Raw genomic sequence first — 13,894 nt, 5'->3', positions numbered from 1 at the left:
TCTAACCGCACATTACCGCCGAGCAACGAGATCACGACCAAAGCAAAGCCCCTCATCCATGAGGAGCCATCCCCCTGTCAGCTGAACAAATCAACACCCAGCTGGAAGGCCACCCACAGCGCGAGGCCGGTGGCGAACAGCAGTGCGATGTTTTCGAACAGGTTGTTGCGATACTTCTTGTCCAGCAACGACTTCTGGTTGGACATGATCAGCAGACCCAGAGAAATCACCGGCAAGCCAATGATGTTCAGGGCGCTGACGCCAATCGTCAGGGTGACGAAGTCGGGCATGCCCGGCAGCGACCAGATCAGCGGCGTGACCAGGATGAACAGCATGAACCACTTGTGCATCGGGTCATGGTGAAACTCTTTGCCGTACTTTTCGCGGCGCTTGGGCTGCACGTGCTGGAAGGCATCGGTGATGAGCATCGGGAACGCGGTGGTTTTGCCCGAGATGCTGGCAAACAGCGTGGCGAAGACGCCGATGAAGAAAACGTACCAACCGATTGGGCCGAAGAATAATTCAAGGGCCTTGCCCAGGTCGCTCAAGGTTTTAACTTCGATGCCATTGGGCCGAAGGATTTCTGCGCCGACGATCCAGATCGCCAGGTTGATCACGATCCCGACGAACACGGCAAACAGCAAATCATTACGCTGAATGCGTTTGTGCTCGGGGCCGACCCAACCCTTCTGACGCATTACGTACGGGTGAACGAAGTTGGCAATCGAGCCAGCCACCGCGCCAATTACCGATACCGCCACCAGCAACGCGCCGTGCACACCTTCATCGGGTGGAATGCTGAAGCCGATGGTGCCTTTGACGATGCCGACCACGTCCGGACCGGACATCACCGCCAGAGCAATGAACGCCAGCGTCATGATCGCCAGCAGCACTTTCATCACGCCTTCGATCATCGAATAGATATTGCGTCCAACCAGCAGCCACACCGCAATGACCACCGCGACGGAGCACAACAACGGATGGTCGATTTTCAGCAACATCGCCAGGGATTCACCGGCGCCCTTGATCATGTAGGCGTTCATCAAGTGGCCCATCAACAGGGCGTACACGAGCATGAACCAGGCGAAGAAGGGATTCAGTTGGGCGTAGCCCTGGAGGATGGTCATGCCCTGGTTATTGCACAACTGGAAGCGGGCAATGATGTTGACGATCAGGTAGCGCAGCAGCAACGACACTGCCAATACCCACATCATCGCGTAGCCGTAGTTTGCTCCGGCGACAGAAGACGTGATCAGGTCGCCCGCCCCCAGCCAGGACAACACGGCGATAATCCCTGGACCTAGAAGCTTCAATATCCGTGAGAAGCGATTTTGCGTGGGCGCAAGGGCTTGGCCTTCGACCGATGGAATGCTCGGCATAGAGGAGTATCTCCATTATTTTTTTTGTGAGAACGGACGCAGTCGAACATGGAGGTACGTCGTCGTACAACCTTTCTTGCACGGAGAGTGTAAGAAAATGTTTCTGCGCTGAGTGCAGCCCATGAAAAGCGAGCGCGCCGCTTCAGCCCAGCACTCTCAGCGTCGGTCCTGACTACGCAGACGACACTTTTGAGCTGAGACGATTCAGCGGCTTCCTGAATAATCGCAAGATCATTGATGAAATCGTCGAGGTTCAGCATGACCAGCGCCGCTACCGAGCAAGTCAGCCCGAAAACGCTGAAAAAAGTGATTGTCGCCGCGGCCATCGGCAACTTCGTCGAGTGGTTCGACTTTGCCGTTTATGGCTTTCTGGCCACGACCATCGCCCAGCAGTTTTTCCCCAGTGGCGATGCCAGCGTCGCCCTGCTGAAAACGTTCGCGGTGTTTGCCGTGGCCTTCGCCTTCCGGCCGCTTGGGGGGATTTTCTTCGGCATGCTCGGAGATCGGATTGGTCGCAAGCGCACGCTGGCCATGACCATTTTGCTGATGGCGGGTGCGACGACCCTGATCGGTCTGCTGCCCACCTACGCCGCGATTGGCGTGATCGCACCGATCCTCCTCACCCTGATCCGCTGCGCTCAAGGGTTTTCTGCCGGGGGCGAATACGCGGGTGCGTGCGCCTATCTGATGGAGCATGCGCCGAATCACAAGCGGGCCTGGTATGGCAGTTTTATTCCGGTGTCGACCTTCTCCGCTTTCGCGGCGGCCGCTGTGGTGGCTTATGCGCTGGAAGCCTCGTTGTCGGCCCAAGCCATGGGCAGTTGGGGCTGGCGCCTGCCGTTTCTGATCGCTGCGCCGCTGGGTCTGGTGGGGCTTTATCTGCGCTGGAAGCTTGATGAAACCCCGGCATTTCAGGCCGTCACGCAGGAGCACGCGGTGGCGCATTCGCCACTCAAGGACACCCTGCGCAACCATGGCGCGGCCATTTGCTGTCTGGGCGCGTTCGTCTCGCTCACCGCCCTGTCTTTTTACATGTTCACCACTTACTTCGCGACTTACCTGCAAGTGGCCGGCGGTTTGAGCCGTGCTACGGCGTTGCTGGTGTCGCTGATCGCGCTGATTTTTGCCGCAGCGATCTGCCCGCTCGCCGGGTGGTATTCCGACCGGGTCGGGCGGCGGATGACCGTGATGACGGCGTGTGCGCTATTGATTGTCGCGGTGTATCCATCATTCCTGATGGCCAGCTCCGGCTCGTTCGCAGCGTCCATTGCCGGCGTCATGCTGCTGGCGATTGGCGCGGTGTTGTGTGGCGTGGTCACCGCCGCCCTGCTCTCGGAGACCTTTCCCACGCGCACCCGTTACACCGCGTCGGCGATCACCTACAACATGGCGTACACCCTGTTTGGCGGCACCGCGCCGCTTGTGGCAACGTGGTTGATCAGCGCCACCGGCAGCAATCTCTCGCCGGCGTTTTATTTGATGGCCGTGGCGTTGATGGCGTTGGCCGGTGGACTGGCACTGCCGGAAACCTCGCGAATTTCCCTGCACGATATTCCCGCAGGCGATGCCAAAACGGCGAAACCCGTCGTGGTCTGACGGTCAAAAAAAATCCCGTGTTGGCGGGATTTTTTTCACTCGGGACTGGCGGTGCCGGCACTCGGTCTAAGGCAATGCCGACTCGACGGCAGGTTGCTCATGAACGGCGACTTCAGGCCACTGCGTCAGCACGTCGAAGCCATCGTCCGTCACCGCGATCATGTGCTCCCACTGCGCGGAAAGGGATTGATCCTTGGTGACCACTGTCCAGCGATCGCCCAGGGTTTTCACGTGACGCTTACCGGCGTTCAGCATCGGCTCGATGGTGAATATCATGCCCTTCTTCAGCTTCAGGCCCTGCCCCGGATAACCGTAATGGAGAATCTGCGGTTCATCGTGATACACCTTGCCGATGCCATGGCCGCAATATTCGCGCACGACGCTGAAACCGGCGTTCTCGGCGACCTGCTGAATGGCATGGCCGATATCGCCCAGCGTCGCGCCGGGCCGCACGACACGGATGCCCGCCCACATGGCTTCATAAGTGGTGTCGATCAGCCGCTGTGCCTCGGCACTCACTTCGCCCACCCGGTACATCCGGCTCGTGTCGCCATACCAGCCATCCTTGAGGACAGCGATGTCGATGTTGAGGATGTCGCCGTCCTTCAGCGGCTCATCTGAGGGAATGCCGTGGCAGACGGTTTCGTTGACCGAAGCGCAGATGGTTTTTGGATAGCCGTGGTAACCGATGTTGCCCGGGATGGCTTTCTGCACGTCGACGATGTACTGGCGGCACAGGGCGTCCAGTTCATTGGTGCTGATGCCCGGTTTGACATGAGGTGTGATCATCGCCAGCACTTCAGCGGCCAGGGCGGCGGCGGCGCGGGATCGGGCGATGTCTGCGGCGCTGTGAATGATGACATTCGCCTTCATGCTTCTGCCCCCGTTGTTGCGCGGGCGGCGCTGCTCGCCGGCAGCGCGCTGGCATCGCACAAGTGCGCAACATCAAGGCCGCCCGCCAGCTCGGCGCGAATCAGCAATCGGTTGATCTCGTTGTGATTGAGTTCTGGATGCAGCTCGGCGAGCATGCCGATACGCATCCAGTGCTCGGCTTGAGCGTTGATCGAACGGCTTAGCGCATTGCCGGCGATGCGCAGATTGTCATGCATTGCTTCGGAAATTTTGACGATGCCCATCACTCACACCTATACGAAACGACTATGAAACGTATATTAGACAGACAACCTGAGGATCGCAACGGTCAATTGCTCAGAACGATCGCGCTTGCTGTAGAGTCCAAGCGAGAGACTTCGATCGAGTGGCCGCAATGATGTTCAACGCACTGGTTTTCTTCACCACGCTGATCGGCATGGAAGTGTTCGCGTTTTTTGCCCATAAATATGTGATGCACGGTTTCGGTTGGGGCTGGCACCGCTCCCACCACGAACCCAGAACCGGCTGGTTTGAAAAAAACGATCTGTACGCAGTGGTGTTCGCAGCGTTTGCCATTGTATTGATTGCGCTGGGCACGCAAGGGATGCACCCGCTGGAATGGATTGGTGCAGGCATGACGGCTTATGGTTTTCTGTATTTTCTGGCGCACGACGGTCTGGTGCACAAGCGCTGGCCGTTGAAATTTGTACCTCGCTCCGGCTATCTCAAGCGCCTATATCAGGCTCACCTGATGCACCACGCGGTGTCTGGAAAAGACCGCTGCGTGTCCTTCGGCTTTCTCTTTGCGCCGTCTACCGCACGCCTTCGTGCACAGCTGCGCAAGTTGCACGCGGGGCCGCTTCACAAGGGTGACGAGGACGTTGCCACAACGTCGCCGGACGCGGCGGCCACTGCTTCGCGCGGCGAGTAAAGGCCCGCCAGGCACCCAGGCTGATCAAGCGTAATTTATCCAGCTTCGAAGTCGACACACGTACATCCCACGCCCGCGCTCCGGCAGCGTTGACCTTGACACCGATCTCGCGATACACCCCGCCCGCCGTGGCAACTGCCCACGCCGAGCGGCCGCTGAGTGACGCCATGCCGGCCTCGGCGCTGGCGTAATACGGCTCGGCCAGTGCTATCAAACGTTGCGCCAGCACGGCGACGCTTTGACGGTATTGCGGCTCAGCGAGGTGCTCGCGTGGTATCCCCAGTTCTGCCAGCCAATCGGCTGGCAAATAACAGCGCCCCACACCAGTATCCTCAATAATATCGCGGGCAATATTGGTCAGCTGGAATGCCATGCCCAGGTCACAGGCGCGGTCCAGCGTGGGCTCGTCGCTGACGTTCATCACCTGCGCCATCATCAACCCGACCACGCCCGCCACGTGATAGCAATACTCGAGCGTGTCGTCGATGCTCAGGTATTCGCGCTGATGCACATCCATCGCAAACCCGGCGAGATGATCCATCGCATAGGCCTGACGAATGCCGTGGCGCTCAACCACCTCTTTAAACGCGGCAAACGCCGGCGTCGAGACCGGGCGACCGGCATACACGTCCTGGGTCTGCGCAATCAGATCGTCCAGGCGCTGCTGCGCCAGCCCGGCATCCAGTACTGTCGCCGAGTGGCCAGCCTCCTGACCATCGATCACGTCATCACAATGTCGGCACCACGCGTACAGCATCACCGCACTGCGCCGGGTCACGGGATCGAACAAACGCGACGCCGCCGCGAAGCTCTTCGAGCCGACGGTGATGCTCTGCGTGGCGTGGTCCAGAAGTGCTTGCTGATCGCTCATCGCTGCAAGTCTCCAAGCATGAGCCCGGCGGTTGCCTTGGCGGAGCCGATGACCCCCGGCACGCCGGCACCGGGATGCGTGCCCGCGCCCACCAGGTAGACGTTGCCCAGGCTCGCGTCGCGGTTGTGCGGACGGAACCAGGCGCTTTGCCGCAATATCGGTTCCAGCGAAAACGCCGAGCCCAGGTGCGCGTTCAGCTCGTCGCGAAAATCGTTGGGCGTGAAGATGCGGCTGGTGACCAGATCTTCACGCAGACCGGGCATGTAATGCTTTTCCAGGTAGGCGAAAATCCGGTCGCGGTAACGCGGCCCTTCTACATCCCAATCGATCGACGCGTTGCCCAGATGCGGCACCGGCGACAGCACGTAATGGCTGGAGCAGCCCGGTGGCGCAAGGCTTGGATCGGTGATGCACGGCGCATGCAGGTACAGTGAAAAGTCCTCGGCCAGTGCCTCGCCCTGGAAAATCTCGTTGATCAACGCGCGATAGCGCGGGCCGAAGCAGACGGTGTGATGTTGCAACTGGGGCTGCGGCCGCTTGAGTCCGAAGTGGATGACGAACAGCGAGTTACTGAAGCGTTTGCCCTTCAACCGGGCGCTCTCTTTTTGACCGCGCGGATGATCACCCAACAGCGTCGCATACGTGTGGATGACATCGGCATTCGAGGCGACGCTGTCCGCCTGAAACTGCCGACCGTCCTGCAGACGCACACCCGTGGCGCGGTCGCCGCTGACTTCGATTTTCGCCACATCAGCGTTCAGTTCGACCCGCCCCCCGATGTCCTCGAACAGCTTGACCATGCCCTGCACCAGCGCACCCGTTCCGCCCTTGGGAAACCACACGCCCCACTCGCGTTCCAGCGCATGAATGAGGGTGTAGATCGACGACGTCGCAAACGGATTACCCCCCACCAGCAGCGAGTGAAAGGAAAACGCCTGGCGCAATTTGTCGTCTTCGATGAACTGCGACACCATCGAATACACACTGAGCCAGGCCTGCAGTCTGGCCAGTTGCGGCCCGGCCTGGACCATGTCGCGAAAGGACAGGAACGGCACGGCACCGAGCTTCAGATAACCTTCCTGAAACACCGCTTTCGAATACGCCAGAAAACGCTGATAGCCGGCGACGTCATTGGGGTTCATCGCATGAATCTGGCGGTCCAGCGAGACCTGGTCATTGCCGTAATCGAACGACGTGCCATCCTCCCAGCACAGCCGATAAAACGGCGAAACCGGCAGCAGCTCGACGTAATCCTTGATCGATTTGCCCGCCGCGCTGAACAGTTCTTCGATCGCGCTCGGATCGGTGATCACCGTAGGCCCGGCATCGAACGTGAATCCCTGATCGTGATAAACGTAAGCTCGGCCACCGGGTTTGTCGCGCTTCTCCAGCAACGTGGTCTGCACACCGGCAGCCTGCAGACGGATCGCCAGCGCCAGCCCACCAAAACCTGCCCCAATAACGATTGCAGTCTTTTGTTCAGTCATCGGAAGTTCTCATAATGCCGGGGCCGAAGCCGGAGAGCGGCGTGCACGGCCTCACCGACCGGGACCGGTGGTTTGCCTGTAAGCACTCGAAGTTTGTCGCGCAGTGAACTGTCGCCCGCATAAAACCGCTCGATCAGCCCTTCGGACAAACCGTAAAAACGCTGCATGACTTGCCAGCGATCCTGTGGACGCCCCGCCAGAAAAAGCATGCGATTGAGCAGCCGATAGAAGCCCTGACGCTGCCATTGCTGCCGGGCGCATTCACGCATGCCGCTGGCGAGCGAGTCGGCGTCGAGTGATTGCTGCGTGGCGATCCAGTCCGCGAGCCGCACCGCGTGCGGCAACGAATAGCCCGTGGTGCAGTGGAATAATCCGGCGCGCAGACCGGAGCGCGGCTGGCCCTGAGCCTCATCCCAGAACGCCTCGAAATCGCCCGCCAACGTGATCGGCAAAACGCCCTGCTCTTCGCGCAAACAGGCGGCGACGGACCAGCCCTGCTGACGCACATAGTCGGCAATGTGCTGGCGCAGTTGTTCATGGGACAGCGATTGGCGATCGACATAATGAGTGTCTTCGACGAGCACGGTGTCGGCGGAAAACGGCAACACGTAGACAAACCGATAGCCGTCGCCCTGCGCGACGCGCGCGTCCATGATGATCGGCGACGTCAAACCGTGGGGCGCGTGCAGGCGCAGTAATTGCCCGAGAAAGGCCTGTTTGCCCAGCACCATGTGGGCACTCGGCTGTACGCCGCGACCGTCAATAACGGCAGCGGCCTGGAGAGTCTCACCGTTTTCCAGCACTACGCTGCGTCGGGTGATTTTGGCGATACGCTGGCCGGTCCGCAGATCCGCGCCCAGCGCCGGCTCGATCACAGTGGCAAACCGTTCCGACGTGATGCTCGCGTAGCCGCTGTTCATACGGCGGGACCGTGCCGGGAAGTGCACGTAATAGCTCGGCCAGGTTTTGACAACCAGCGGCGTGATCCATCGATGCTGTGCCGCGCTGAGGTCGCCGTGATGGAAAGACCAGGTGTGGTTGCCGCCCAGTTTCGGCTGTTCTTCAATGCACAGTACGCTCAGGTCTGGGCGGGTCTGTTTGAGGCGCCAGGCAATCAGTCCATTGGCCAGACCGCCACCGGCGAGAATCAGGTCGTGGCTCATATCACTTCTCCGGTCCACACGGGCTGCCCGCTGCGGATCGCCGCCTCGACGATGCTGGCCGCGCGCGCCACGCCACCAGCGGTGTGTATATCGGCCGCCAGCCAGTTGAGCGGCTCCGGCGGATGGGCGAGCAAGCCCTGCAAATGGCGGCTTATGGTCGAAGCACCCGCTCGACGATTCACGCTCACACCGGCGCCGCTGTAATTGACCCGCGCCGCAACGCCAGGCTGATCGAAGGCGATGGGCATCACCAGCATCGGCGTGCGCGCCAAAATTGCATCCATCACCGTGTTCATACCGCCATGGGTCACGACCGCATCCGCCTGCTGCAGCGCCCATTGCTGAGGCGCGAAATCCGTGACCCAGGTCGCGCCCTGGCGCTGCAACGTCTGCTCCTGAGCACTGGTCAATCTGCCGCAATGGGCGATCAACAGCTGTGCGTCGATGCGTCGGCAGGCCTTGGCAATTTGCTTGAACATGCCCAGCCTCCCGCCTTGCATCGTTCCCAGACTAGCGAAGACAAATGGCCGGTCTGCTTCGATGGGCCAGTCGCCAGACGTCTCGGACGACAGCGCCCGCAACGGGCCAACGGCATGAAAATGCGCCGGCCTGTGTTGGCGCGGGAAATCGAAGCTGTCGGTGGTCTGGCTGATCTGTGCCAGCGGCGACAGGTAATGATGCACGCCATCGCGAGGCGGGATCGACAGTTGTTTCGAGGCCTGATGCAGGACGTCGCGCAACGGCCTCATGAACCAGTCATGCACCTGGCGGCTGCCGTCGTAAATGCGCTGGCTGCGTTCGTCGGTGGCGTAGGCAAACGGCATCACCGGCAACGGCAGCTTTGGTTCGCGGTTGATCGGCAACGCACAGGCCACCGATATAAAGGGCAGCCCTAGCCCCTCGGCGACCAGGCCACCGGCCGCCTCCATCTGATCGCAGAGCATCGCGTCGACGCCCTCGCCTGCCAATGCCGCGGGCAGTTCGGCACACAGCATCGCCGTGCTGTCACACAGGTCACGGATTACCCGGCGCAAACCCAGCGGATTGCCCGGATTCGCCGCGCGGCGCAATTGGCGTTCGAGACTGCCGGGCGGATGACTGCCGGCGCCCAGTGCGCGAAAGCCGATACGCGGATCGGTCAACCACTGACGCGTGTCGGCCTGCTGGAAAAACGTGACACGGTGCCCTCGATCCAACAACTCCCCGCTCAGCGCCTGAAGCGCCTGGAAATGACTGTAAAAACCGGGAGCGATCACTGCAAAATGGCTCATGGCTGCAAATCACCCAGTTTCAAAGGCGCCAGCAACCGGGCGTGACGTAACGCCTTGAGATCAGATGAGCCGGTGCAGAAACAGGCAATGCGCAGCTGACGGATAACAATGTCGAAGTGCTCGATGACGGCCGCCGTGGACAGTGTTGCGTCATGCAGAACACCGGCCGCCTGCCCCACCAGATCAGCGCCCATCCGAATCGCTTTTGCCGCGTCGACACCGTTACGAATGCCACCCGAAGCAATTAAAGTTACATCCGGCAATACTTTTCGAACCATCGCCAGACTGTTCACCGTTGGAATGCCCCAATCGGCGAAGGCCATGGCCACTTCCCGATCCGCCGGCAGCGCGGCCCGTTCCGCCTCGACAGCTGCCCAACTCGTGCCGCCGCAGCCGGCGACGTCTATCACGCGCACGCCGGCCTGGACCAATGCCACTGCCACGTCTGCGGACAACCCGGCCCCAACTTCCTTGACGATCACCGGTACGCCAACACTGTCGACGGTTCGGCGGATGGCCTCCAGCACCCCGCGCCAATCCTTGTCGCCTTCAGTCTGGACGGCTTCCTGCAGCGGGTTCAGATGAATGATCAGCGCGTTGGCCTGCAAATTGTCGACGGCCCGCCGAGCCAGATCCATTCCGTCTTTTTCCAGCAATTGCGCGGCGCCGATGTTGCTCAGCAACGCGATGTCCGGCGCCAGTCGACGCAGTTCGCGGGTCAGGCCCTGATCATTACCGCTGCGCAGACCGACCCGCTGGGAGCCCACTCCCATGGCAATCCCTAGCGCCTGCGCGGCTTCGGCCAGATGGCGGTTGATCGCGGTGGCGCGCTCTGCGCCGCCGGTCATGGAGCTGATCAGCAGCGGCGCACGCAAGGGAATCCCGAGCAGGTTGCTATGCAGATCGACCGTAGCCATATCCAGCTCCGGTAGCGCACAGTGCTCGAACCGGACCGCCTCGAGGCCATTGCTGACGCCATGGGCTCCGCCCTGTCGGCCCAACACGATGTCCAGATGATCGTCCTTGCGCCGACTCAGGTCGCTTTTATTCATGGCTACTCCATTTACTCGGATCAATTTTGTCCGGACGCGGTCTGCTGATTGAGTAGTGTTGTACAAAGATCCTGCTAATGTACAGGTTATGTACAAGGTAACTTGAATCTTGAGGCATTCCGGGGCGCAACTCGTTCCGTGATAATCAGCACATTAGTAGTGAAGCAGATAGACTTTTCAGCGTACTCAGCAAGGTGGAAGCGGTGATGACAGTGAATTCAGGCTCGGGCATTGATAACGGCTTCGTCGAGCACCTCGCCGCATTGCGGGCAGCGATCGATTGCCGCTTGCAGCAATTGCTGCCAGATGCTGGCAACGAGAGCAATCTGATCACCCAGGCCATGCGCGAAAGCACCTTGGCGCCGGGCAAGCGCATGCGCCCGATCCTGTTGTTGCTCGCAGCTGAAGGCCTGGGGCACAAGGGCAATCAGGCGCTGGACCTGGGGTGCGCGGTCGAGATGGTGCATGCCGCCTCGCTGGTGCTCGATGACATGCCCTGCATGGACGACGCCCGCCTGCGCCGTGGTCGTCCTACCGTACACCTGCAATTCGGTCAGGACGTGGCGATACTCACCGCCGTAGCGTTACTGAGCCGGGCCTTTGGCGTCGTGGCGGCCATTGAAGGCCTGGCACCGGAAATCCGCACGCAATTGGTCGAGGTCATGGCCAACGCGGTCGGCACGCAAGGCTTGGTGCTGGGCCAGTTTCAAGACCTGCGCGACGGTCAGAAAAGTCGCGACGCCGAACAAATCGCCCTGACCAACAGCCTGAAAACCGGCGTGTTGTTCGGCGCCATCATGGACATGGCGTGGCTGGTGGGCAGCGCCGACCCGCAGATGAGGCCGGTACTGCAAAGCTTCGCCATGGAACTGGGCCAAGCGTTTCAGCTGTACGACGACTTGCAGGACAAATGCGTCGACAACAACAAGGATCAGGACAAGGACAAAGGCAAATCAACCTTCGTCTCGCTGTACGGTGAGCAACGTGTTACCGAGCGTTTGCGCGCTCATCTGGCGAACGCCGAACAGCACCTTTACCAGGTTTACGGCGGTTCGCCGATGATCGGCTGTTACATGAAGATGATTTTCTGGAACGCCTCTGTTAGCCGGTGATGACGTTCACTGCACCAGTTTTTCGACGTTCTGACGCAATATCGCGGCGTCGGTAAAGCGCTGTTCGCGGGTCACTTTGCCATTGTTCAGCACCAGCCATTGCACGCTCTCGCGGTCGCCGTCATAACGCGACGCAACCCGCCCATCCTGATCGAGCATGATCCGGTACTTGGCCGAACGCATTGCCGGCACCGCCACCAGTTTCACCAGCGATGGCATTTTCTCGATGTCGGCGACGTACACCACATGTCGCGCTTCCAGATAGCCGGCCGGCTGGTCTTTCAACGCTGCATCCAGCAACTTTGCCGCCGCCATGCTACGAGCGATCAAAAGCACCTGCGCGTCATCGCTGAGGGTGTACGCCTGTTCATGCTGGTCGAGCAGCGTCCATTTCACCACTGGTTTTGCGGCCTCATCGGCCACGGCAGAGAAGGCAAACAAACTGAACACAAGTGCTGCGAACCGCATAGACAGATCCTTTTCAAGGGAAGAAGGTTTTGGCCGATATCAATAATGCGGCTAACCGTACGCGTTGCCGCGCTGATCGGGAAGTGCAATATATCCGCATATCGGACTGCACCGTGGTGACCGTTGTCACGTTCCTGGAGGTAGCCAATTCTGCGGACTAACCTTTTGTAGGAATGAAGGCTTCACAGATTCGGCGTATGGTCAGCGATATTTAGCTGTACGCGGCCACTTGCGAACCGCCCTTGCCAAGGAAGACACATGATTATTTCTTCAACATCCACAAACGCCGCGATGTCCGCTTACACCTCGGCGGTCGACAACCGTTCCGCGACCCGTGCGCGGCAGGCCGCTGTCGAGGATGATCAGGCACAAACGCAAAACAATGATTCGGTGAGCCTTTCCACTACGTCGACCGCTTACAGCAACTCGATTGGCGGTAACGCGCCGTTCTTCCCGGTTCGTCCCGGAATGAACGCCGACGCACTGGTGTTGGGCGTATCCGCACCCGGTGCCGTTTCCAGCTCCAAGGACAAGACGTTCGCCGAAGTGGCCACCGATGCGCGCAAACGTATGGATGAGAAATACGCGCTGATGAACGCCAGCGGCAAACCGTTCACCGACAGCGATGAAGACCGTAATGCGCTGATGGGCGATCTGGATCGACGCTCCCTGAACGCCGTGGCGACCAATCAGGGCGGCACCTTCACTGCGCAGGAACAAGCCTCGGCCCAGGCCTTGATGCGCCAACAGGCGCGGCTCGCCACCGGCTACTACAGCGGACCGGTCGATCAGCAGAAAAACTGGAAAGATCCGTTTGCCGATGATCCATATGCACGCGCCAGCGCCGCGCTGGACTTCATGAACAACATGAGTCCGGAAGAGAAAGCCAGCCCCGAGTGGCTGTCTCAGCATCAGACGCTGGAGGCCGCACTGAACCAAAGTACCAGCCTGGCCCCTACCGAGAAAAAGTCCGGGCATTTCCCCAATCTGGCGGAAATCCTCGCCGGTGTCGTGACGCAACCTGAGCAGGAGCAGAACAGTTCAGGCAAAAATGCAGACCCGAGTGTTCAGGTGATGAAAAAACTGCAATCGCTGATTTCGTAATCCTGTTGTCCGCTGATCACATTTGAATGCAGACCGGTGCATCGGTCTGCATTCAGGGTTAGCCCTTCACCGCCGCCTCAATCGCTGCGACATCAATCTTGCCCATCTGCATCATGGCCTCGAACGCGCGTTTCGCCACCGCCGGATCGGGGTCGTTGATCGCGGTGGTTAGCACGCGCGGTGTGATCTGCCACGACAGTCCCCACTTGTCCCGGCACCAGCCGCAGGCACTTTCCTGGCCACCGTTGCCGACAATCGCGTTCCATAAACGGTCGGTTTCCGCCTGGTCGTCGGTTGCCACCTGAAATGAAAACGCCTCGCTGTGGGTGAACGCCGGGCCACCGTTGAGCCCGAGACACGGGATGCCCATCACCGTGAATTCCACCGTCAACACATCGCCTTGCTTGCCCGCCGGATAATCACTGGGCGCGTGCATGATCCTGCCGACTGCACTGTCCGCAAACGTCTGCGCGTAAAACTTCGCCGCATCCAGCGCGTCGCCGTTGTACCAGAGACAAATCGTGTTTTTGCTGATCATCGTGATGCTCCAGAACTGAACTTGAAGCGTTCAGTCTAGTGGCGGTTGC

The 13,894-nt window shown here is 60.1% G+C and carries 14 protein-coding genes; 4 read left to right on the top strand and 10 right to left on the bottom strand.

Annotation, left to right across the window (positions count from 1 at the left end):
- Positions 1 to 77: 77 nt before the first annotated feature.
- Positions 78 to 1,379, bottom strand: coding sequence for an Nramp family divalent metal transporter (locus tag ACYZTS_RS17905; protein WP_461990915.1), 1,302 nt, complete (start codon positions 1,377 to 1,379; stop codon positions 78 to 80).
- Positions 1,380 to 1,637: 258 nt separating this feature from the next.
- On the opposite strand from ACYZTS_RS17905, the gene ACYZTS_RS17900 reads away from it, so the two are divergent.
- Entirely contained in the window at positions 1,638 to 2,975 is a 1,338-nt protein-coding gene (locus ACYZTS_RS17900; RefSeq protein ID WP_461990914.1) for an MFS transporter, read from the top strand.
- A 66-nt stretch (positions 2,976 to 3,041) separates the two neighbouring features.
- Here ACYZTS_RS17900 and map read toward each other — a convergent pair whose 3' ends face one another.
- Entirely contained in the window at positions 3,042 to 3,848 is an 807-nt protein-coding gene (map, locus tag ACYZTS_RS17895) for a type I methionyl aminopeptidase (protein WP_028622927.1), read from the bottom strand.
- Entirely contained in the window at positions 3,845 to 4,111 is a 267-nt protein-coding gene (locus ACYZTS_RS17890; RefSeq protein ID WP_028622928.1) for a ParD-like family protein, read from the bottom strand. The genes map and ACYZTS_RS17890 overlap by 4 nt, the downstream gene beginning before the upstream one ends.
- A 131-nt stretch (positions 4,112 to 4,242) precedes the next feature.
- On the opposite strand from ACYZTS_RS17890, the gene ACYZTS_RS17885 reads away from it, so the two are divergent.
- A complete protein-coding gene (locus tag ACYZTS_RS17885; protein ID WP_461990912.1) occupies positions 4,243 to 4,779 on the top strand; it encodes a sterol desaturase family protein in 537 nt (178 codons plus the stop codon).
- Here ACYZTS_RS17885 and ACYZTS_RS17880 read toward each other — a convergent pair.
- Genes ACYZTS_RS17880 through fni form a run of 5 tightly spaced genes read right to left on the bottom strand, consistent with a single transcriptional unit; the run spans position 4,661 to position 10,623 of the window.
- A complete protein-coding gene (locus ACYZTS_RS17880; RefSeq protein ID WP_461990910.1) occupies positions 4,661 to 5,650 on the bottom strand; it encodes a phytoene/squalene synthase family protein in 990 nt (329 codons plus the stop codon). The two genes, ACYZTS_RS17885 and ACYZTS_RS17880, sit on opposite strands and share 119 nt — an antisense overlap.
- Positions 5,647 to 7,137: a phytoene desaturase gene (locus ACYZTS_RS17875; protein WP_461990908.1), complete on the bottom strand. Its 1,491-nt coding sequence runs from the start codon at positions 7,135 to 7,137 to the stop codon at positions 5,647 to 5,649. Before ACYZTS_RS17875 ends, ACYZTS_RS17880 begins: the two co-directional genes overlap by 4 nt.
- Positions 7,134 to 8,300, bottom strand: coding sequence for a lycopene beta-cyclase CrtY (gene crtY, locus ACYZTS_RS17870; RefSeq protein ID WP_461990906.1), 1,167 nt, complete (start codon positions 8,298 to 8,300; stop codon positions 7,134 to 7,136). The genes ACYZTS_RS17875 and crtY overlap by 4 nt, the downstream gene beginning before the upstream one ends.
- Entirely contained in the window at positions 8,297 to 9,571 is a 1,275-nt protein-coding gene (locus ACYZTS_RS17865; protein WP_461990904.1) for a glycosyltransferase, read from the bottom strand. Before ACYZTS_RS17865 ends, crtY begins: the two co-directional genes overlap by 4 nt.
- The gene (gene fni, locus ACYZTS_RS17860) at positions 9,568 to 10,623 is read right to left on the bottom strand and encodes a type 2 isopentenyl-diphosphate Delta-isomerase (protein WP_461990902.1); all 1,056 of its coding nucleotides are present in this window, start codon (positions 10,621 to 10,623) and stop codon (positions 9,568 to 9,570) included. Before fni ends, ACYZTS_RS17865 begins: the two co-directional genes overlap by 4 nt.
- Positions 10,624 to 10,829: 206 nt before the next feature.
- Between fni and ACYZTS_RS17855 the strand changes: the two genes are divergently transcribed.
- Positions 10,830 to 11,735, top strand: a complete 906-nt coding sequence (locus ACYZTS_RS17855; RefSeq protein ID WP_461990900.1) for a polyprenyl synthetase family protein — start codon at positions 10,830 to 10,832, stop codon at positions 11,733 to 11,735.
- A gap of 6 nt (positions 11,736 to 11,741) precedes the next feature.
- Here the strand turns inward: ACYZTS_RS17855 and ACYZTS_RS17850 are convergent, their stop codons facing one another.
- The gene (locus ACYZTS_RS17850; RefSeq protein WP_028622936.1) at positions 11,742 to 12,203 is read right to left on the bottom strand and encodes a hypothetical protein; all 462 of its coding nucleotides are present in this window, start codon (positions 12,201 to 12,203) and stop codon (positions 11,742 to 11,744) included.
- 258 nt (positions 12,204 to 12,461) lie between these two features.
- Here ACYZTS_RS17850 and ACYZTS_RS17845 point away from each other — a divergent pair, with 258 nt between their 5' ends.
- Positions 12,462 to 13,307: a hypothetical protein gene (locus ACYZTS_RS17845; RefSeq protein WP_028622937.1), complete on the top strand. Its 846-nt coding sequence runs from the start codon at positions 12,462 to 12,464 to the stop codon at positions 13,305 to 13,307.
- A gap of 58 nt (positions 13,308 to 13,365) precedes the next feature.
- Here the strand turns inward: ACYZTS_RS17845 and ACYZTS_RS17840 are convergent, their stop codons facing one another.
- Complete coding sequence (locus ACYZTS_RS17840; RefSeq protein WP_028622938.1) at positions 13,366 to 13,845, bottom strand: VOC family protein; 480 nt, start codon at positions 13,843 to 13,845, stop codon at positions 13,366 to 13,368.
- Positions 13,846 to 13,894: the final 49 nt, after the last annotated feature.

This window comes from Pseudomonas sp. TMB3-21 (genome assembly GCF_054898145.1).
The sequence above is the reverse complement of the archived record's forward strand: the minus strand, read 5'-3'. Positions and strand labels throughout refer to the sequence as shown.